The 19,112-nt window shown below is 71.1% G+C and carries 13 protein-coding genes; 9 read left to right on the forward strand and 4 right to left on the reverse strand.

All coding sequences use genetic code 11. The features are described 5' to 3' along the window. The first annotated feature begins 298 nt into the window (after positions 1–298). From D1369_RS24055 to D1369_RS24065, 3 genes are all read left to right on the forward strand, one after another. Positions 299–1,294, forward strand: a complete 996-nt coding sequence (locus D1369_RS24055; RefSeq protein WP_007382597.1) for an SMI1/KNR4 family protein — start codon at positions 299–301, stop codon at positions 1,292–1,294. A 9-nt stretch (positions 1,295–1,303) separates the two neighbouring features. Further along, the gene (locus tag D1369_RS24060; protein ID WP_007382596.1) at positions 1,304–3,733 is read left to right on the forward strand and encodes an SUKH-4 family immunity protein; all 2,430 of its coding nucleotides are present in this window, start codon (positions 1,304–1,306) and stop codon (positions 3,731–3,733) included. A gap of 219 nt (positions 3,734–3,952) precedes the next feature. Further along, positions 3,953–4,840, forward strand: a complete 888-nt coding sequence (locus D1369_RS24065) for a cellulose-binding protein (RefSeq protein ID WP_118082599.1) — start codon at positions 3,953–3,955, stop codon at positions 4,838–4,840. Between the two features lie 229 nt (positions 4,841–5,069). On the opposite strand, the gene D1369_RS24070 is transcribed toward D1369_RS24065, so the two are convergent. From D1369_RS24070 to D1369_RS24080, 3 genes are all read right to left on the reverse strand, one after another. After that, a complete protein-coding gene (locus D1369_RS24070; protein WP_007382594.1) occupies positions 5,070–6,677 on the reverse strand; it encodes a cation acetate symporter in 1,608 nt (535 codons plus the stop codon). After that, positions 6,674–7,081 carry a DUF485 domain-containing protein gene (locus tag D1369_RS24075; protein ID WP_007382593.1) on the reverse strand — a complete coding sequence of 136 codons (408 nt, stop codon included), beginning with the start codon at positions 7,079–7,081 and terminating at the stop codon, positions 6,674–6,676. The genes D1369_RS24070 and D1369_RS24075 overlap by 4 nt, the downstream gene beginning before the upstream one ends. Before the next feature lie 251 nt (positions 7,082–7,332). Next, the gene (locus D1369_RS24080) at positions 7,333–8,841 is read right to left on the reverse strand and encodes an MFS transporter (protein ID WP_086023205.1); all 1,509 of its coding nucleotides are present in this window, start codon (positions 8,839–8,841) and stop codon (positions 7,333–7,335) included. A gap of 414 nt (positions 8,842–9,255) precedes the next feature. Here D1369_RS24080 and D1369_RS24085 point away from each other — a divergent pair, with 414 nt between their 5' ends. The 4 genes from D1369_RS24085 (at position 9,256) to D1369_RS24100 (ending at position 17,434) form a co-directional block, all read left to right on the forward strand. Then, positions 9,256–10,044 (forward strand): ABC transporter ATP-binding protein, encoded by a 789-nt coding sequence (locus tag D1369_RS24085; protein WP_007382591.1) that lies wholly within the window; start codon positions 9,256–9,258, stop codon positions 10,042–10,044. Next, positions 10,041–12,620 carry an ABC transporter permease gene (locus D1369_RS24090; protein ID WP_037900390.1) on the forward strand — a complete coding sequence of 860 codons (2,580 nt, stop codon included), beginning with the start codon at positions 10,041–10,043 and terminating at the stop codon, positions 12,618–12,620. The genes D1369_RS24085 and D1369_RS24090 overlap by 4 nt, the downstream gene beginning before the upstream one ends. A gap of 472 nt (positions 12,621–13,092) precedes the next feature. Beyond that, positions 13,093–16,623 (forward strand): transcription-repair coupling factor, encoded by a 3,531-nt coding sequence (gene mfd / locus D1369_RS24095; RefSeq protein ID WP_037900388.1) that lies wholly within the window; start codon positions 13,093–13,095, stop codon positions 16,621–16,623. 202 nt (positions 16,624–16,825) lie between these two features. Continuing rightward, positions 16,826–17,434: a nucleotidyltransferase family protein gene (locus tag D1369_RS24100; RefSeq protein WP_007382588.1), complete on the forward strand. Its 609-nt coding sequence runs from the start codon at positions 16,826–16,828 to the stop codon at positions 17,432–17,434. 90 nt (positions 17,435–17,524) lie between these two features. Here the strand turns inward: D1369_RS24100 and D1369_RS24105 are convergent, their stop codons facing one another. Next, complete coding sequence (locus D1369_RS24105; protein WP_037900386.1) at positions 17,525–17,710, reverse strand: antitoxin; 186 nt, start codon at positions 17,708–17,710, stop codon at positions 17,525–17,527. 188 nt (positions 17,711–17,898) lie between these two features. Between D1369_RS24105 and D1369_RS24110 the strand changes: the two genes are divergently transcribed. Both D1369_RS24110 and D1369_RS24115 read left to right on the forward strand, forming a co-directional pair. Next, positions 17,899–18,087, forward strand: coding sequence for a hypothetical protein (locus D1369_RS24110; protein WP_007382586.1), 189 nt, complete (start codon positions 17,899–17,901; stop codon positions 18,085–18,087). Positions 18,088–18,094: 7 nt separating this feature from the next. Continuing rightward, positions 18,095–18,898, forward strand: a complete 804-nt coding sequence (locus D1369_RS24115) for an HNH endonuclease family protein (protein WP_240436092.1) — start codon at positions 18,095–18,097, stop codon at positions 18,896–18,898. The last annotated feature ends 214 nt before the right edge of the window (positions 18,899–19,112 follow it).

Genomic DNA, 19,112 nt, shown 5'->3' on the forward strand with positions numbered 1-19,112 from the left:
ACAGACTGCCAAATGGCGTGGCTGGTGCGGAAGCTGGGGCGGTGCGACACGCCCGTGTTCGGTAACTCCGTCACGGTGGGGTGACGGCTGGTCACGGAAGCGGACAGGGCCTGGCCGGTGCCCGGTGACCGGTGTCGTCGTACCGCATAGGCTGTCGGCACCGCGATCCAAGTGGTCGCCGCGATGCGCGCGGTTGACGCGTGGAGACGGACGAGACAGTCGATACGGCGCGTGGTGGCCCTGCTTTGCCCAAGGGGTCGCCGCGGGTCGTACCAGAGCGCCGCAGGGGGCTTTCGCCATGACGACAGGTCGGCTCGGGCAACAAGCCGCGCCGCCGAACGCGGCCTATGCCGGGCAGGTCGTGCATTTCCCGGATCCGGTCCGGGCCGCGCGTCATCCCAGAGGGGTACGGGTGGACGAGCGTGGCTACCCCGACTTCTCGCCCTACGCGCGTGCCGCCGCGGAGATCGCCGAGCCGCCGGAGGGTTTCGGGGTCGACGAACTGCGGCTGACGGACTACGTGTCCGCGAACGCGGCGCTCGCGGCGACCGGTCACGAGCTGTGGGACACGGTGCCGGCGGTGGCGACCCCGCACGGCTGGACCTGGCACCACGTGGCGGCCTCGCGGCGCCTGGAACTGATCCCGGTCGAGGTGAAGGCCCTGCTGCGGCACCACGGCGGGATCGCGACGACACGTGTCGACCAGAGCAAGCGCGGGACGCGGCCGTTGCAGGAGACGCGTCCGGCGCACTTCGGGCTGCCGAAGTCGTCGGTGGCGGTGACGGAGTCGCAGGTGCAGGGGGTCGAGGAGGATCTCGGGTACCGGCTGCCGGGCGCGTACCGGTCCTTCCTGAAGGCGGCGGGCGGCTCGGCACCGGTGGGGGCCGCGCTGGACGCGGAGTTGGGACTCCTCGTCGACCAGCCGTTCTTCACGGTGCGTGACGAGGCGGCGGTCAACGACCTCGTGTACGTCAACAAGTGCCTGCGCGACCATCTGACGAAGGACTACCTCGGTGTGGGCTTCGTCCAGGGCGGTCTGCTGGCCGTGAAGGTGAAGGGCGAGGGCATCGGTTCGGTCTGGTTCTGCGCCTACGACGACGCACGCGACGTCGACCCTGCGATGCCGCCCGCCGAGCGCGTGGAGCGGCTGTTGCTGCCCTGCGGTGCGGACTTCGACGTGTTCCTGTCCCGACTGGCCGGTAATCCGCCGGAGTTGGAGACGGTGGCGAACCTGATGGTGGACGGCGGGTTCGCCCGTTCCGTTCCCGTGTCTTCTTCCGTGTCGGGGGAGTGAGCTTCAGCGATGGTGACGTTCGCGCAGGCGCAGGAGCGCGCGGAAGAGTGGATCAACGGGGATGTGCCGTCGTACCAGCATCGTGAGGTGCGGGTGCGGGAGTTCGACCTCGGGTTCGTGGTGTGGGCCGAGGACCGTGCGGAGGGGCCGCGTTCGGACGGGGGCGCGCAGCGGCTGGTGATCGCCCGGGACAGCGGGGAGGCCACGCTGTGGCCCTCGTTGCCGGTGGGCGAGGTCATTCGCCGGTACGAGGAGGAGTACGGGCGGGAGGACGGGGCCGGGGACGCGGGAGCGGCAGCGGGCGGTGCGGCCGCGTCCCGGGTCGATCTGAACCAGACGTCGTTCCTTCTGACACCGCCGGAGTGGTTGCAGGACGCGGCGGACAAGTTGGGGATCGCCGGGGCGGGTGCCGCGCCTGGCGTGCCCGCGAGGCCGTGGACCGGGACCGACACCAACGGGGGTGAGGACCTTTCCGTGGCGTTGCCGGACACGGTGTTCTCGGCGCCGGTGAACGACGGGGACGGCGCGGGGGAGGCGGCGGGGGTTTCGTCGGCATCGTCGGCCTCGGAGATCGTGGAGGTGTCGGAGGCCTCGGAGATCGCTGAGGTGTCGGAGCCCTTGGACTCCAGGACTGCACGGATTTCGAGGGGCGGCGGGTCGTCGTCGGGGGTGCGTGAGGAGGAGGGGGCGCCGGGGGGTGCGCCGTCTGGTGGGTCTTCGTACGGGTATCCGCAGGCTCCGGGGCCGGCTGCTTCGCCTACTCCGCCTCCGCCGGGCGGCTCTTCGTACGGGTATCCGCAGGGACCCGGTGGTTCCGGGGCGGGGGTGTCCGGGGCCCCTGCTGCTCCCAGGCCCGCGCCGAGCGCCGGGGACATCGCCGATGTCGCCACCAGCCGGTTGGCGCCTCCGTCGCGGGGGGCGCAGGCCGGGGGTTCGACCCCGCCGCCTCCGCCCGGTCCCCCAGGGGTGCCCGGTGCGCAGCCCGGGGGTGCGACTCCGCCGCCCGTTCCCGGGGCGCCGGGGGGCGGGTACGTGCCCACCCAGTTCGTGTCGGCGCCTGGTGTCGAGGGTCCCTCGTCGGGTGGGTCCGGATTTCCGGGTGCTCCCGGTGCCCCGGGAGGGCCTGGCGCGTCTCAGTTCCCCGGCGCGCCGCAGCCTCCCGGTCCTCCGGGTCCTTCCGGTCCCCCCGGGCTTCCCCGGACCGCGCCAGGAGCCGTGCATCACGCGGAAACCGTGTTGTCACCGCCTCCGGGGGGCGGCCCCGGCATGCCCCCGCCGCCGCAAGCCCCCGGAGCCGCTCCGGGCGCTCCGCAGCCGATGGCGCCCGGCACGATGCCGCCCCCGCCTCCCGGTGCCGTACCCTCCCCCGGTCCGGTGCCGCAGGGACAGCCGATGCCGGGGCACCCCGCGCAAGCGCACCCCGCCCCCGGTCCGCCCCCGGCCTACGGCTACCCCCAGCAGTCGCAGCCCACTGTCGGGCCCGGGTACCAGGCCGTGCTTCGGTACCGGGCGCAGGACGGGTCGGAGCAGCAGCTGATCCGGCGGTCGGCGCCCGGGACGCCGCACCCGGAGTGGCAGATCTTCCACGAGCTGCGCGGCATGAACGTACCCCCGGACCAAGTGCTGGAGCTCCACACCGAGTTGGAGTCCTGTGAGCTGCCGGGGGCGTACTGCGCGCGGATGATCCGGGAGCAGTGGCCGCAGGCGCGGATCGCGAGCATCGCCCCGTACGGCACGGATCACGCGAGCCGGCAGCAGGGCATGCAGCAACTGCTGGCACACCAGGGCGAGTTGCACCAGGTGGCCGACGGCCCGGCGCGCCCGGCACCGGTACGCGCCCCCCTGCCGCCGGTCCAGGCCGCGCCGCCGATCCCGCCGGAGGGTGTGGCGCAGGAGCTGGTCGGGGCCTTCGGTCCGGGGATCTTCCGGTTCGAGCAGGTCGCGGTGGACCGCCAGGGCGTGCCGCCGGTCGTCGCGCACTCGCTGGTCGTGGCCGGGCTGCCGTTCGACATGGGCCCGTTCTTCTGGGCGCAGGCCCAGCCGGGGCGGCCGGTGCCGACGCTGGCCGAGCTGGCCGCCGAGCGCGGGGTGCAGCCGGCCTCCGACGCGGGCTCGTACCTCGTCATGGGCAGCGACTTCGGCAAGGCGGTCTGCGTGCAGTACGGCACGGCGAACATCGTCGCCGTACCCGTGGAGGCCGGGCCGGGCGGTGCGCCCGTACCGCCGCAGTTCGTGAACACGGGGCTGCCCGAGTTCCAGCGCTGCCTGGCGCTGCTCGGCCGGATGTGGCGGCTCCGCTTCGGCCTGAACCAGGAGCAGGCGGGCCGCTGGACCGTCGACTTCCAGGCCCAGCTGGCCTCGCTGGACCCGGCGGCGCTGGGCTCGCCGGAGAGCTGGTGGTCGGTGCTGCTCGAACAGATGTGGGATGGGCTGCTGTGACGCCCCGCCGCCGCTGACCCACTCGCGCGGGGAGGGCCGGACCCGGTCATGTGACCGGGTCCGGCCCTTTTTGCATCTCCTCGATCATGTGACGATCCGTGATGACCGTCGTCGGTGTGCGGAGTGTCGCGTTATGAACATTTCCGTCCGATACATCAAGATGTGCGCGAAATCATCATTTCGCGTCCGTTCGTGTTGTCGGCGGAGAGGAATTCCAGGATGAGCAGCGCACCGGTGTCGCCCCCGGGGTTCGTGGCCGTACGGGGGCGCGGCTACCGCCCCGAACAGGTCGACGCGTACGCCGCCGCCCTGTCCCGGGACCGTGACGCCGCCTGGGAACGGGCCGCCCGGCTCACCGTGCTCGCCAGGGAGATGGAGGCCGAGGCGGTAGAGCTGAGGGAGGTCGTGTCCACGCTGGTCCCGCAGGCGTACGAGACCCTCGGCGAGGGCGCGCGACGGCTCTTCGAGCTGGGTCAGGAGGAGGCCGAGGCCGTCCGGGAGAGGGCGCGGCAGGAGGCGCAGCGCCTAGCGGACGAGGCGCGGGCGCACGCCGACGGCGTACGGGATGCCGCACAGGCGTACGCCGACTCTGTGCGCGCCGCGTCCGACGAGCACGCCCGTCAGCGGCTGCTCGTCGCGCGCGCCGCGGCCGACGAGATCCGTGTCACCGCCCGGCGTGAGGTGAAGGCGGGGCGCGGGGAGGCTCTTGTCGCGCTGCGTGACGTACGCCAGCGCACCATCGCGATGCTCGCCGAGCAGGCCAGGGAGCATGCGGAGCGGTGGGCCGAGGTGGAGCAGGCCGACGAGAAGCGGGCGGCCGAGGCGGACGCGCGGGTCGGCGAGCGGGTGGCGCGGGCGCAGGCGGCACTGTCGGAGGCGAAGCGGGGGTTCGCCGAGGCGGAGGCGTCGGTGGAGCAGTGCGAGGAGGACGCACGCGTGCGTGCGGCGGAGATCCTCGCAAAGGCGCGGGCCGAGGAGGAGCGGATCGCCGAGGAGACGGAGCGGGTGCTGCGCAAGCACGCGGAGCACCGGGACGAGGTGCAGGCCCAGATGGACCACGTACGCAGCAGCCTGACGGCACTCACGGGGACAGCGGCGACGGAGTGACAGCCGGGTCGACCAGGCCGGGAGGCCGGGACGGCCGGGACGTCGGGCGGGGCAGCCGGAGCAGCGGCTCAGGCCTGACGCCGCCCGCCTGCACCCACCCAGGGGCGCGGGGCTGTGTCGATATGCGGCTCCGCCGAGTGAGCGCGACCAGCCCCCACCACCCCGCACCCGACAGACGAGCCCGGCTCACCCCCACCCCCACCGACCCGCACCCGACAGGGCCCCCGGCTCACCCCCTCCGCACGGCCCCCGCCAGAATCCACCCCTCGACCGCCTCGTACTGCTTGCGCTGTTCCTCCGCCTTGTGCCGCCCCGAGACCACCGTCCCCAGCCATCCGAACAGGAAGCCCGCCGGAATGGACACCAGGCCGGTCGTGGTGAACGGCAGCCAGTTGAAGTCGGCCTCGGGGAAGGCGGACACGGGTGACCCGGAGACGAGGTTCGTCCCCGGCATGAGCGCCAGGACCGTGAGCGTGCCACCGATCAGAGTGCAGAGCAGGCCCGTTCGGGTGTAGCGCCGCCAGAAGAGGGTGTAGACGAGCGCGGGGGCCAGTGCGGACGCGCCGACGCAGAAGGACAGGATCACCAGCGGCTGAAGGCTGCGGTGCTGGATCAGCGTCGCGAGGAAGATCGTGGGGAGGCCGACCGCCAGCGCGGACACCCGGGCCAGCAGGATCTCGCGCTGCGGCGGCATCGACGGCGTCCGGGCGGCGAACACGTCGTGGGCGAGGGAGTTGGCGCAGGCGAGGATCATGCCGGCGACGGAGGCGAGCAGGGTGAGGAAGAGCGCCGTGGTGACCGTGGTGAAGAGAAACGTCTCACCGGTCGACACGTCGGGCCCGAACACCGCCCGGGAGCCCAGCAGATACGCCGTGTTGCCCTGCGGATCCGCCTCCGCGATCACCGTCCGCCCGATCATCGCCGTCGCCCCTACCCCGACGACCGTGATGACCAGGACGAACACGGCCACCGCCGACACCGCCCAGGACATCGAACGCCGTACCTGACGGGCGCTGGACGCGGTGTACATGCGCATGGTGACGTGCGGCAGACAGGCCCCGCCGATGACGACCGCGAGCTGCGAGGTGATCATGTCGACGCGTGGATACGGCCCGCCCGCGAACTCCAGCCCGGACTGCAGGAAGTCGGGCCCCACCCCGCTCTGCCGGGCCGCCGTGTCGAACAGTGCCGCCGGGTTCCAGTCGAACCGGTTCATGACCAGTACGGCGACCACGGCGCCGGATCCGAGGAGCATGACGATCTTCAGGATCTGGATGAGGGCGGTGCCCTTCATGCCGCCGATGGCCGCGTAGCTGATCATCAGGATGCCCAGGCCGATGATGAACCCCGTCTTCAGGGAGTCGCCGGAGAACCCGAGGATGAACGCCAGCAGTTGGCCGGCGCCGGCGAGCTGCACCAGCATCAGCGGGAGCAGTGCGGCGAGGGTGACCAGGCACGCGGCGACGCGCACCCCACGTCCCGGCATCCGGCGTGCGAGCGCGTCGCCCATGGTGAAGCGGCCCGCGTTGCGCAGGGGTTCGGCCAGCAGGAACATCAGCAGCATCAGCGACAGGACCGTGCTCAGCGCGAGGACGATGCCGTCGTAGCCGCACAGGGCGATGACCCCGCCCGTGCCGAGCACGGTCGCGGCGGAGATGTAGTCGCCCGCGATGGCGAGGCCGTTGCGCAGGGCGGACAGGGAGCTGTAGCCGGTGTAGAACTCGTCGAGGTCGTCGCCGTCCGGGCCGGTCATCACGCACAGCAGGAGGGTGACGGTGGCGACGGCGGAGAACGCCACCAGGCTCATCGCCTGCGCGGAGTCGCTGAAGCCGGTCATCGGGCCGCCGCCTCTCGCCTGGCGTCCACCTCGGACTGCTTGCGGATGCGGTCCGCGAGCGGGTCGACGTAGCGGCGCGCGGTGTGCTCGTACACGGCGATCGCCAGCCAGGTGACGGGCAGTTGGAGCAGGGCGAGGACCAGTCCGGTGGGCAGTCCGTCGGTGAGGCTGCTCGCCATGAAGGAGGGCGCGCACGCGGACAGCACGAGGAAGAACGTGAAGTAGCCGAGCGCGGTGAGCGTGGCGGTGCGCCGCTGCCAGCGGTAGGCGCTGCGCAGGATCCGCAGGTCGCTGTGGTGGCCGAGCGGGGAGCGGTGGCGCGAGGGGTGCGGGGCCGGTGCGGGCGGTGGGGCGGGGGGCTGCCAGGGGTAGGTGGGGTACGGCTGTGACGGGTCGCGGGACATCCCGTGCTCCTTGCGTGGCTCGGGCCCGGCGCGGCGGACCGCAGGGAGTTCTGGGGGGTGGAGGGGGAGCGGAGCCCCGCACGTTACTCGGCGGTTCGTAGTTGCACAGCCCTTTCGACAAACTGATCGGTCGGTATGCGCTTACTTCGCTGACCTGCGGTGTTACCCCGGTTAACTCAGACTTTTGGGCCTGGCGCAGTGTGCTCGGCCCCTTACGCGGGGTGCTGGAAGGTGCCGGGCGGACGGTCCGGTCACTGCTCCTCGAGGACCGGGAAGCGCCGCGGCGCCAGCACCAGCAGCACCGCGAACGCCAGGGCCGCCGCGCATCCCGCGCCCACGTACACCGCGTGCACCGCGTCCGCGATGGCCGCGCGGGTCGCCTCCGGGGCCGCGCCGGCGTCCAACGCGCGCGTGACGGAGTCCAGATCGCTCGCGCCGCCCAGGCGGCTCGCCAGCACCCCGTTCGCGACCGCGCCGAAGACCGCCGCGCCCACCGTCTGGCCGGTCTGGCGGCAGAACAGGACGGAGGCCGTCGTCGTGCCGCGTTCCGCCCAGCCGACCGTCGACTGGACCCCGACGATCAGGGGGAGTTGGAACAGGCCCAGCGCACCGCCCAGGAGCAGCATCAGCAGGGTGGGCTGCCAGGCCGCCCCCGGGTAGGGGAGGAGGGGGAAGGCGAACAGGATCAGGGCCGCCGTACCGATGCCCAGCATCGCCGTGTTGCGGAAGCCGATGCGCCGGTACACGTGCTGGCTCAGCGCCGCCGACACCGGCCAGCTCAACGTCCATACGGACAGCACGAATCCGGCGGCGACCGGGGCGAGGCCGAGCACCGACTGGGCGTACGTCGGCAGGAAGACCGTAGGGGCGACCATCAGGAGTCCCAGCGCGCCGAGGGCCAGGTTCACCGCGGCGATCGTGCGGCGGCGCCACACCCAGCCGGGGATGATCGGCTCGGCCGCCCGGCGTTCGATCAGGACCACGGCGGCCACCAGGGCGAGTCCGGTGCCGAACAGGCCCAGTGACGGCCACGACAGCCACGCCCACGCCACCCCGCCCTGCACGAGCGCCGTCAGCAGCACGCCTCCGCACGCGAACACCGCGAGCGCGCCCGCCCAGTCGACACGCGCGCGCGTGGCCGTCGTGTCGCGAGAGGCGCGCTGCGGCTCGTGCAAGTGACGGGCGATCAGCCACAGCGCCACCGCGCCGATCGGCAGGTTGACCAGGAAGATCCACCGCCAGTCCGCGTACGCCGCGAGCACCCCGCCGATCCCCGGGCCCGCGACCGCCGCCACCGCCCACACCGTGGACAGCTTGGCCTGGATCTTCGGGCGTTCCTCCAGCGGGTACAGGTCGGCGGCGAGCGTCTGGACCGTGCCCTGCAGGGCCCCGCCGCCGAGCCCCTGGACGATCCGGAACGCGATCAGCGCCCCCATGTTCCACGCCATCGCGCACAGCAGCGAGCCGAGCAGGAACACCGCCGAGCCCGCGATCAGCACCGGTTTGCGCCCGAAGGTGTCGGACAGCTTGCCGTACACCGGCAGGGTCACCGTCACGGCCAGCAGATAGCCGGAGAACAACCAGGAGAAGACGGAGAAGCCGCCCAGGTCGCCGACGATCTGCGGGACCGCCGTGGAGACGATGGTGGCGTCCAGGGCCGCCAGGGCCATCGCCAGCATGAGGGCCGCCACGACAGCCCCGCGCCGGTTCGTGGAGACGTGCCGCGCGGGCTCCCGTATCGCCGGCTTCGTGTCGTCCACGCGGATTCCTTCCCCCTGCATCTATCTTCCGGCGACCACTCTCCCACTTGCCCCTCACGTGGCGGCAGGGTGCAGGGTCGGTGGGGCGGAGGGTGGAGCCGACCCCTAGATCGTCTCCACCTGTCGGTGGACTGCCCCTAGGGGTACCTCCGTACCAGGGCTGGGGGAGGGTTCGTACCGCCGGAGGAGGAGAAGGGCCAAGGGCCTTCCTTAACCTGGCTTTACGCCGCTGGGGAGCGGTGGGGGAGGGACGACCGGATCGACGGGGGTGGGGTTTTCCCCCGTAGAAGAGGGTGCTGAGCACCAGCGCGCCGGACGTCCCGCGGCACCAGACTGAACGTCGTACCCAGGCAACGAACCGATCGCCACTGCTGATCGGACTGTTCATTCACTAACCGATATAGGAGACATACCGTGACATCGGCTGTAACCATCACCAGGCACGGGGGCACTGGCGGGCGTACGGCCGTTGCCGCGCGGGCGCGGCAGGTCGTCAAGGCGTACGGGTCCGGGGAGACCCGGGTCGTCGCCCTCGACCATGTGGACGTGGACATCGCTCGCGGGCAGTTCACCGCGATCATGGGTCCCTCGGGGTCCGGCAAGTCCACCCTCATGCACTGCCTCGCCGGACTCGACACCGTGACGAGCGGTCAGATCTACCTCGACGACACCGAGATCACCGGCCTGAAGGACAAGAAGCTCACGCAGCTGCGCCGGGACCGGATCGGGTTCATCTTCCAGGCCTTCAACCTGCTTCCGACGCTCAACGCGCTCGAGAACATCACGCTGCCCATGGACATCGCCGGACGCAAGCCGGACAAGCAGTGGCTCGCGCGGGTCGTCGACACCGTGGGGCTCTCGGACCGGCTCAAGCACCGGCCCACCCAGCTCTCCGGCGGACAGCAGCAGCGGGTCGCCGTGGCCCGGGCCCTGGCCGCGCGTCCCGAGATCATCTTCGGTGACGAGCCGACCGGAAACCTCGACTCGCGCGCGGGCGCCGAGGTACTGGGCTTCCTGCGCCGCTCCGTCGACGAGCTCGGGCAGACCATCGTCATGGTCACGCACGACCCGGTGGCCGCCTCGTACGCGGACCGCGTGCTGTACCTCGCCGACGGCCGGATCGTCGACGAGATGCACAAGCCGACCGCGGAGGCCGTCCTGGACCGCATGAAGGACTTCGACGCCCGGGGGCGCACGTCATGACCGTCATGAAGACCTCCATGCGCAACTTCTTCGCGCACAAGGGACGCATGGCCCTGTCGGCCGTCGCCGTCCTGCTGTCGGTCGCCTTCGTCTGCGGGACGCTGGTGTTCACGGACACCATGTCCACCACCTTCGACAAGCTCTTCGCGGCCACCTCCTCGGACGTGACGGTGAGCGCCAAGGGCGCCTCCGACAGCGGCGAGACCACCTCCGACAACGGCAGGCCGCCGGTCATGCCGGCCGCCGTGGTCGGCGAGGTACGCAAGGCGCAGGGCGTGAAGACGGCGGAGGGGACCGTCTTCTCGACCTCGGTGACCGTCGTGGACGCCGACAAGGACAGCCTCTCGCCGTCCGGCGGCGGCCCGACCATCGTCGGCAGCTGGAACGGCAACGACGCCCGCACCATGAAGGTGACCTCCGGTACGGCGCCGAAGAACTCCGGCCAGGTCATGGTCGACCAGGACACCGTCGACAAGCACCACCTGAAGCTCGGTGACGAGATCGGCGTGATCAGCGCGATCGGCACGCACACCGCGAAGATCTCCGGCGTCGCCGCCTTCCAGGTCACCAACCCCGGTGCCGCGATCTTCTACCTGGACACGAAGACGGCCCAGGAGACGCTGGTCGGCAGGACGGGCGTGTTCACGAACGTCAACGTCACGGCCGCCTCCGGGGTCACCGACGCCCAGCTCAAGAAGAACGTCGCGGCCGAGATCGGCGGCGGCTACAAGGTGCAGACGGCCAAGGAGACCGCCGACGCCAACCAGAAGGACGTCGAGGGCTTCATGAACGTCATGAAGTACGCGATGCTCGGCTTCGCCGGGATCGCCTTCCTCGTCGGCATCTTCCTGATCATCAACACCTTCTCGATGCTGGTCGCCCAGCGGACGAGGGAGATCGGGCTGATGCGGGCCGTCGGCTCCTCCCGCGGGCAGGTCAACCGGTCCGTGCTCGTCGAGGCGCTCCTCCTGGGCGTGTTCGGGTCGGTGCTGGGGGTCGGCGCGGGCGTCGGGCTCGCGGTCGGGCTGATGAAGCTCATGGGCTCCCTGGGCATCCACCTGTCGACCAGCGACCTGACCGTCGCCTGGACGACCCCCGTGGTCGGCCTGCTCCTCGGCGTGGTCGTCACCGTCCTCGCCGCCTGGCTGCCGGCCCGCCGCGCCGGCAAGGTCTCCCCGATGGCCGCCCTGCGCGACGCCGGCGCCCCGGCCGACGCCAAGGCGGGCCGCGTACGGGCCCTGCTGGGCACGGTGTTGACCGGCGCCGGCGCAGGCCTGCTCTACCTGGCCGCCACCGCCGACAAGGCCAAGGAGGGCTCCGCCTGGCTGGGCTTCGGCGTGGTGTTCTCCCTGATCGGCTTCGTCGTGATCGGCCCGCTCCTCGCGGGCGTCGTGGTGCGCGTCCTGGGCGCGCTCGTCCTCAGGATGTTCGGTCCGATCGGCCGCCTGGCCGAGCGCAACGCCCTGCGCAACCCGCGCCGTACCGGTGCCACGGGCGCCGCCCTGATGATCGGCCTCGCGCTGGTCGCCTGTCTGGCGGTCGTCGGCTCGTCCATGGTCGCCTCGGCGACGGACGAGCTCGACAAGACGGTCGGCACCGACTTCATCGTCCAGTCCGACAACGGGCAGTTGGTCACCCCGGCGGCGGTGAAAGCCATGAAGGACACGCCGGGCCTGGCGCACGTCACCGAGTACAAGATCGCGGAGGCCGACTACACGACCCCCGACGGCAAGACGCTCAAGGACACCGACGTCACGGCGGCCGACCCGACGTACGCGACCGACCTGCGGACCAAGACGGTGGCGGGCAAGCTCGCCGACGCCTACAAGCCCGACTCGATGTCCGTGCACGAGAAGTTCGCCAAGGCGCACGGCATCCACCTGGGCTCCAAGATCAAGGTGGCCTTCAAGGACGGTGCGACCGCGAACCTCACGGTCCGGGCGATCACCAGCAGCGACGTCGTCATCGACGCGGGCTCGAAGTACATCTCCATCGCCACGCTCGCCAAGTACGTGCCGGCCGACAAGATGCCGCTCGACCAGCTGGTCTTCGCCAACGCCAAGGACGGGCAGCAGGACGCCGCCTACAAGTCCCTGAAGTCGGCGATGCACGACTACCCGCAGTACACCGTGCGCGACCAGACCGACTACAAGGAGGCGTTCAAGGACCAGATCGGCCAGCTCCTGAACATGATCTACGGCCTGCTGGCCCTCGCGATCATCGTCGCGATCCTGGGTGTCGTGAACACCCTGGCGCTCTCGGTGGTCGAGCGGACCCGGGAGATCGGCCTCATGCGGGCGATCGGCCTCTCGCGGCGCCAGCTGCGGCGGATGATCCGCATGGAGTCGGTGGTGATCGCGCTCTTCGGCGCACTGCTGGGGCTGGGTCTGGGCATGGGCTGGGGCGCGACCGCCCAGAAGCTCCTCGCCCTGGAGGGCCTGAAGGTCCTGGACATCCCCTGGCCGACGATCATCGCGGTGTTCATCGGCTCGGCCTTCGTGGGCCTGTTCGCCGCCCTCGTCCCGGCGTTCCGGGCGGGCCGGATGAACGTCCTGAACGCGATCGCGACCGAGTAGCCACCCCTGGGGACGGGGGACGGGGGATGGGGGACGGGGAACGGGGGAACGCCCGGCGCCGAGAAGTCACGGGGGACTTCTCGGCGCCGGGTTCTGCGCTGTCCGGGGGGAGCCGGTGCGTGAGCTGCGGGGGTTGCTTCGCCGCTCACGGGGAGCCGGTGCGAGAGCTGCCGGGGGCTTGGTCGTCCACGGGCAGCTGTGTGTCGGGGGCTTGGTCCTCCGAGGGGAGCCGCCCGGGGCGTGGTCGTCCGCGGGGAGTCGCTGGGCAGCTGTGGGGGTTGCTTCGCCGTTCAGGGGAGCCGCTGCGGGTTCTTCTTCGTCCACAGGGCACCCGGCGGTGAGGCGGGGTTGTCCACAGGCTCCGACGGCGGGGCCGACGCCGTCGTAGGCTGGAGACCCCCCGGCCCTTCGTTGTGTCGGGCCCTTCGCGTTGCCCACCCCCCAGAAATCCCCCGGACGAAAGCCGCCCAGAATGAGCCTGCACGGTCTGCTCGACGCCGTCGTCAAGGACCCCGCCCTCGCGGAAGCGATCACGGCGGCCCAGGACGGCAACCGCATGCACGTCGACCTGGTCGGCCCACCGGCGGCCCGCCCCTTCGCGATCGCCGCCCTCGCGCGTGAGGCCGGCCGTCCCGTGCTCGCGGTGACCGCGACGGGCCGCGAGGCCGAGGACCTGGCCGCCGCCCTGCGCTCCCTGCTCCCCTCGGAGGGGGTCGTGGAGTACCCGTCCTGGGAGACCCTCCCGCACGAGCGCCTCAGCCCCCGCTCCGACACCGTCGGCCGCCGCCTCGCCGTCCTGCGGCGCCTGGCCCACCCGCGCCCCGACGACCCCGAGACCGGCCCGGTCTCCGTGGTCGTCGCACCCGTGCGCTCCGTGCTCCAGCCGCAGGTCAAGGGCCTCGGCGATTTGGAGCCGGTGGCGCTGCGGACCGGTCAGACCGCCGACCTGAACGCGATCGTGGAGGCCCTCGCGGCGGCCGCGTACGCGCGCGTGGAGCTCGTCGAGAAGCGCGGCGAGTTCGCCGTCCGGGGTGGCATCCTCGACGTCTTCCCGCCCACCGAGGAACACCCCCTGCGCGTCGAGTTCTGGGGCGACGACGTCGAGGAGATCCGCTACTTCAAGGTCGCCGACCAGCGCTCCCTGGAGGTCGCCGATCACGGCCTGTGGGCCCCGCCGTGCCGCGAACTGCTCCTGACGGACGACGTACGCGCACGTGCGCGTGCCCTCGCCGAGCAGCACCCGGAGCTCGGCGATCTGCTCGGCAGGATCGCCGAGGGGATCGCCGTGGAGGGCATGGAGTCCCTGGCTCCCGTCCTCGTCGACGACATGGAGCTCCTGATCGACGTCCTGCCCAAGGGCGCCATGGCCGTCGTGTGCGATCCGGAGCGGGTCCGCACGCGTGCGTCCGACCTCGTGGCCACCTCGCAGGAGTTCCTCCAGGCCTCCTGGGCGGCCACCGCAGGCGGCGGCGAGGCGCCCATCGACGTCGGCGCGGCCTCCCTGTGGTCCATCGCCGACGTCCGCGACCGCGCGCGCGAGCTGGACATGATGTGGTGGTCCGTGTCGCCGTTCGCGGCGGACCTCGAACTGGAGGCGGACACCCTCAAGCTCGGCATGCACGCGCCCGAGACCTACCGCGGCGACACCGCCAAGGCGCTCGTCGACACCAAGGGCTGGCTCGCCGACGGCTGGCGCGCGGTCTTCGTCACCGAGGCGCACGGCCCCGCCGCCCGTACGGTCGAGGTGCTGGGCGGCGAGGGCATCGCGGCCCGCCTCGACGCGGAACTCGCGTCCCTGAGCCCGTCCGTCGTCCACGTGGCGTGCGGCTCCATCGAGTACGGGTTCATCGACCCGGCGCTCAGACTCGCCGTCCTGACGGAGACCGACCTGACCGGGCAGAAGGCGGCCGGCAAGGACGGCGCCCGGATGCCCGCGCGGCGCCGCAAGACGATCGACCCGCTCACCCTGGAGGCGGGCGACTACATCGTCCACGAACAGCACGGCGTCGGCCGCTACATCGAGATGGTCCAGCGGACCGTGCAGGGCGCCACGCGCGAGTACCTCGTCGTCGAGTACGCCCCCGCCAAGCGCGGCCAGCCAGGCGACCGGCTCTACATCCCCACCGACCAGCTGGAGCAGATCACCAAGTACGTCGGCGGCGAGGCCCCCACGCTGCACCGGCTCGGCGGCGCCGACTGGACCAAGACCAAGGCGCGCGCGAAGAAGGCCGTCAAGGAGATCGCCGCCGACCTGATCAAGCTGTACAGCGCGCGGATGGCTGCCCCCGGGCACACCTTCGGCCCGGACACCCCGTGGCAGCGGGAGCTGGAGGACGCCTTCCCGTACGCGGAGACCCCCGACCAGCTCACCACCATCGCCGAGGTCAAGGAGGACATGGAGAAGTCGGTCCCCATGGACCGCCTGGTCTGCGGCGACGTCGGCTACGGCAAGACGGAGATCGCGGTCAGGGCCGCCTTCAAGGCCGTCCAGGACGGCAAGCAGGTCGCCGTCCTCGTCCCGACGACCCTGCTGGTGCAGCAGCACTTCGGGACGTTCAGCGAGCGGTACTCACAGTTCCCCGTGGTCGTGAAGGCGCTCAGCCGCTTCCAGACCGACACCGAGGCGAAGGCCACCCTGGAGGGGCTGCGCGAGGGCTCGGTGGACGTCGTCATCGGCACCCACCGGCTGTTCTCCTCGGAGACCAAGTTCAAGGACCTCGGCCTGGTCATCGTCGACGAGGAGCAGCGCTTCGGCGTCGAGCACAAGGAACAGCTGAAGAAGCTCCGCGCCAACGTCGACGTACTGACCATGTCGGCCACCCCGATCCCGCGCACCCTGGAGATGGCGGTCACCGGCATCCGCGAGATGTCGACGATCACCACGCCCCCGGAGGAGCGCCACCCGGTGCTCACCTTCGTCGGGCCGTACGAGGAGAAGCAGATCGGCGCGGCCATCCGCCGTGAACTGCTGCGCGAGGGCCAGGTCTTCTACATCCACAACCGGGTCGAGTCGATCGACCGGGCGGCCTCCCGGCTGCGCGAGATCGTCCCCGAGGCGCGCATCGCCACCGCGCACGGCCAGATGTCGGAGCAGGCCCTGGAGCAGGTCGTCGTCGACTTCTGGGAGAAGAAGTTCGACGTGCTCGTGTCGACCACGATCGTCGAGTCGGGCATCGACATCTCCAACGCGAACACCCTGATCGTGGAGCGCGGCGACAACTTCGGCCTGTCCCAGCTGCACCAGCTGCGCGGCCGGGTCGGGCGTGGCCGCGAGCGGGGCTACGCGTACTTCCTGTACCCGCCGGAGAAGCCGCTGACGGAGACGGCGCACGAGCGGCTCGCGACCATCGCCCAGCACACCGAGATGGGCGCGGGCATGTACGTGGCGATGAAGGACCTGGAGATCCGCGGGGCGGGCAACCTCCTCGGCGGCGAGCAGTCCGGGCACATCGCGGGCGTCGGCTTCGACCTGTACGTCCGCATGGTCGGCGAGGCCGTCGCGGACTATCGGGCCTCCCTGGAGGGCGGAGTCGAGGAGGAGCCGCCGCTGGAGGTCAAGATCGAGCTCCCGGTCGACGCACACGTCCCGCACGACTACGCGCCGGGCGAGCGGCTGCGGCTGCAGGCGTACCGCGCGATCGCCTCCGTGAACACCGAGGAGGACATCAAGGCCGTACGCGAGGAACTCGTCGACCGCTACGGCAAGTTGCCCGAGCCGGTGGAGAACCTGCTGCTGGTCGCGGGCCTTCGGATGCTCGCACGCGCGTGTGGCGTCGGCGAGGTCGTCCTCCAGGGCACCAACATCCGCTTCGCACCGGTGGAGTTGCGCGAGTCGCAGGAGCTGCGGCTCAAGCGCCTCTACCCGGGCACCGTCATCAAGCCGGCCGCGCACCAGGTGCTGGTACCGCGCCCGAAGACGGCGAAGGTGGGCGGGAAGCCGCTGGTCGGGCGGGAGTTGCTGGGATGGGTGGGGGAGTTCCTCACGTCGATCCTGGGATCGTGACGGTCGTGACGGTCGTGTCGTGGCGTTGACGGGAGGTCCGGGGCCGGGCGTCGGTTGCGTGGACGCGATGGTGGGGTGACCGGCGGTCGGGCCGTCGGCCGCCTGCCCCGAGTGGGCCGTGAGCGGCGCGTCCCCGATCGCGGGGCTCTCGTCGGAGACGGCGCCGGGCATCGGCAAGGTCTGACCGTGATAGTCAGGACGGATGCTCGGACGACTCCCCCTTCCGGAACAACTCGACGCGTTCCGTTCCGTGCTCGGCCGGAACGAGATTCTGACCGAGGTGATGTCCAGGACGGCGACGCTCGATCTGCCGGGCTGGTACGTGACGGCGGGCTGCCTGTTCCAGACCGTGTGGAACGTGGTCACCGGCAGGCCCCCCGCCCAGGGCATCCGGGACTACGACGTCTTCTACTTCGACGACACCGATCTGTCCTGGCAGGCCGAGGACGCCGTCATCAAGGCCGGGCAGGAGGTGTTCGACGACCTGCGGGCCGAGGTGGAGATCCGCAACGAGGCCCGGGTGCACCTCTGGTACGAGCGGAAGTTCAACGTGCCCTGCCCGCCGTACGACTCCACCGAGTCCGCCATCGACCGCTTCGCCGCGACCACGTGCTGTCTGGGGGTACGGCTGGAGCCCGACGGGGAATGGCGGGTCTACGCCCCCCACGGGCTGTCCGACGTGTTCAACCTCGTGGTCCGGCCCAATCCGGTGCTCGCCCCTAAAGAGGTCTACGAGGCCAAGACCGCGCGCTGGAAGGAGGAATGGCCCGAGCTCACGGTGCTGCCGTGGCCGGCCGACCCGCCGGCATGACCCCCGCCGAACCGCCATGACCGTCAGGAACGCGAGGCCGCCCGCGCGAGGCGAAGGCTGCGCGGACGGCCCCGGCGTGGAGGGGAGCCGTTACGGCTGTTCGGGCCTGTCGCGATCCATGCCGAGCGGTCCTTCGATCTTCTGCTGCGCGTCGTCGACCTGGCTCTCGTACTTGTTGCCCGTTCTGTCGTTGGCCTTCCGTTCCGCCATGTCGGACATGTCCTTGGTCTTGTCCTGCATCTGGCGGTTGCTCTTGAACCTGTCGAAGATGCCCATCCAGAGCTCCTTCCGGAAGCGACTCAGCAATGACGATACGGCCGATATGTCGGCAATGCCCACTCGAACGGGTCGTGGCCCGGACCTCCTGAATGCCGCAGTGCGCCCGCTCGCTACGGTGTGCGAGACGTCGTCCGGGGGAAAGCGCTCCCTGCGGGGACGGACCGGTTTCAAGGGGAGGGGCGCACGTGATGCGTCTGAGGGGCGGGGCCGCGGCCGCCGTCGTGCTGGTGTTCGCCGTGGCCGGGTGCAAGGCGGACACGACCACAGGGTCCGGCGGGCCCGAGGGCCGCGCCACCCGAACCGCCCGCGCCCTTCGCCGGGTGGCCCAGGTGTTCGTGCAGTTCAAGTCGGGAGTCGTGAGCTGTGCTTACTGAGCGGGACGTGAGGCACAAGGGTGCCGGGAACATACGCTTCGTCCGCGCCGCGGCGGTGGCAGCCGCCGCCGTTCTCCTCTGTTCGGGATGCAAAGATCTCGGCGCCGACGGCTCCTCGACGGGTGCGGGTGCGGGTGCGGGTGCGGGCGCGGGTGCAGGCGCGGCTGCGCCGGATGGACGGGCGGTCAGTCCGCTCAAGAATCCCGATGGCACGAAGCCAGGCCTCGCACCCGTGACGACGGGCGCGGACAGGGCTGCGGCGCGCAAGCTCATCGAGGAGTTGTCCACAAAGGGGCGGGGTCCCAAGACCGGCTACGCCCGCGACAAGTTCGGGTACGCCTGGATGGACACGGCCGACGGGGTGCCGTTGGCCAGGAACGGGTGTGACACGCGAGACGATCTCATCCATCGTGATGGCCTGAACCTTCGTTTCCGAGCCGGTTCAGACTGCGTGGTCATCGCCATGACGCTGCACGACCCGTACACCGGGACGACCATCGAGTGGCGCAAGCAGCAGGCCTCTGAGGTGCAGATAGATCACGTGGTGCCGCTGTCCTACAGTTGGCAGATGGGTTCGTCGCGCTGGCCGGAGAACAAGCGCAAACAGCTTGCGAACGACGTGCTCAATCTGATCCCGGTCCAGGGACGAGCCAACTCGGCCAAGGGTGATTCCGGACCTGCTGCCTGGCTGCCGCCCAACAAACAGATCAGGTGCGCCTACGCGGTCCGGTTCGCTCAGGTCGCCATCAAGTACGAGATGCCGGTTACCGCACCGGACAAAGAGATGATGCTGCGCCAGTGCGGCGGTTGACGAGCGGCACGGGTTTCTCAACGAGGCTGGATCGGCTGATGCCCGGCAGCGGTCCGTGACCGGCCTCATGTCGCTCCGGGCCTCCGGGCCTCCGGGCTGAGCAGCGCCACCGTGTGGCGGGCCAGGACCGGCACCGTGAGCAGTGCCACGAATGCGCGCACGCCCCACCACCCGGCCTCGCCGTACGCAAGGCGTACCCGGGGCTGATGGGCGA

This window comes from Streptomyces sp. CC0208 (genome assembly GCF_003443735.1).
In the GTDB taxonomy this organism is placed as follows: Bacteria; Actinomycetota; Actinomycetes; order Streptomycetales; family Streptomycetaceae; genus Streptomyces; species Streptomyces sviceus.

Excerpts from the sequence above, each read along its gene's own strand:
- D1369_RS24070 (WP_007382594.1), bottom strand. The coding sequence starts at position 6,677 with ATGACCGGCTTCAGCGACTCCGCGCAGGCGATGAGCCTGGTGGCGTTC.
- D1369_RS24065 (WP_118082599.1), top strand. The coding sequence starts at position 3,953 with ATGAGCAGCGCACCGGTGTCGCCCCCGGGGTTCGTGGCCGTACGGGGG.
- D1369_RS24060 (WP_007382596.1), top strand. The coding sequence starts at position 1,304 with ATGGTGACGTTCGCGCAGGCGCAGGAGCGCGCGGAAGAGTGGATCAAC.
- D1369_RS24055 (WP_007382597.1), top strand. The coding sequence starts at position 299 with ATGACGACAGGTCGGCTCGGGCAACAAGCCGCGCCGCCGAACGCGGCC.
- D1369_RS24090 (WP_037900390.1), top strand. The coding sequence starts at position 10,041 with ATGACCGTCATGAAGACCTCCATGCGCAACTTCTTCGCGCACAAGGGA.
- D1369_RS24105 (WP_037900386.1), bottom strand. The coding sequence starts at position 17,710 with ATGGGCATCTTCGACAGGTTCAAGAGCAACCGCCAGATGCAGGACAAG.
- D1369_RS24075 (WP_007382593.1), bottom strand. The coding sequence starts at position 7,081 with ATGTCCCGCGACCCGTCACAGCCGTACCCCACCTACCCCTGGCAGCCC.
- mfd (WP_037900388.1), top strand. The coding sequence starts at position 13,093 with ATGAGCCTGCACGGTCTGCTCGACGCCGTCGTCAAGGACCCCGCCCTC.
- D1369_RS24100 (WP_007382588.1), top strand. The coding sequence starts at position 16,826 with ATGCTCGGACGACTCCCCCTTCCGGAACAACTCGACGCGTTCCGTTCC.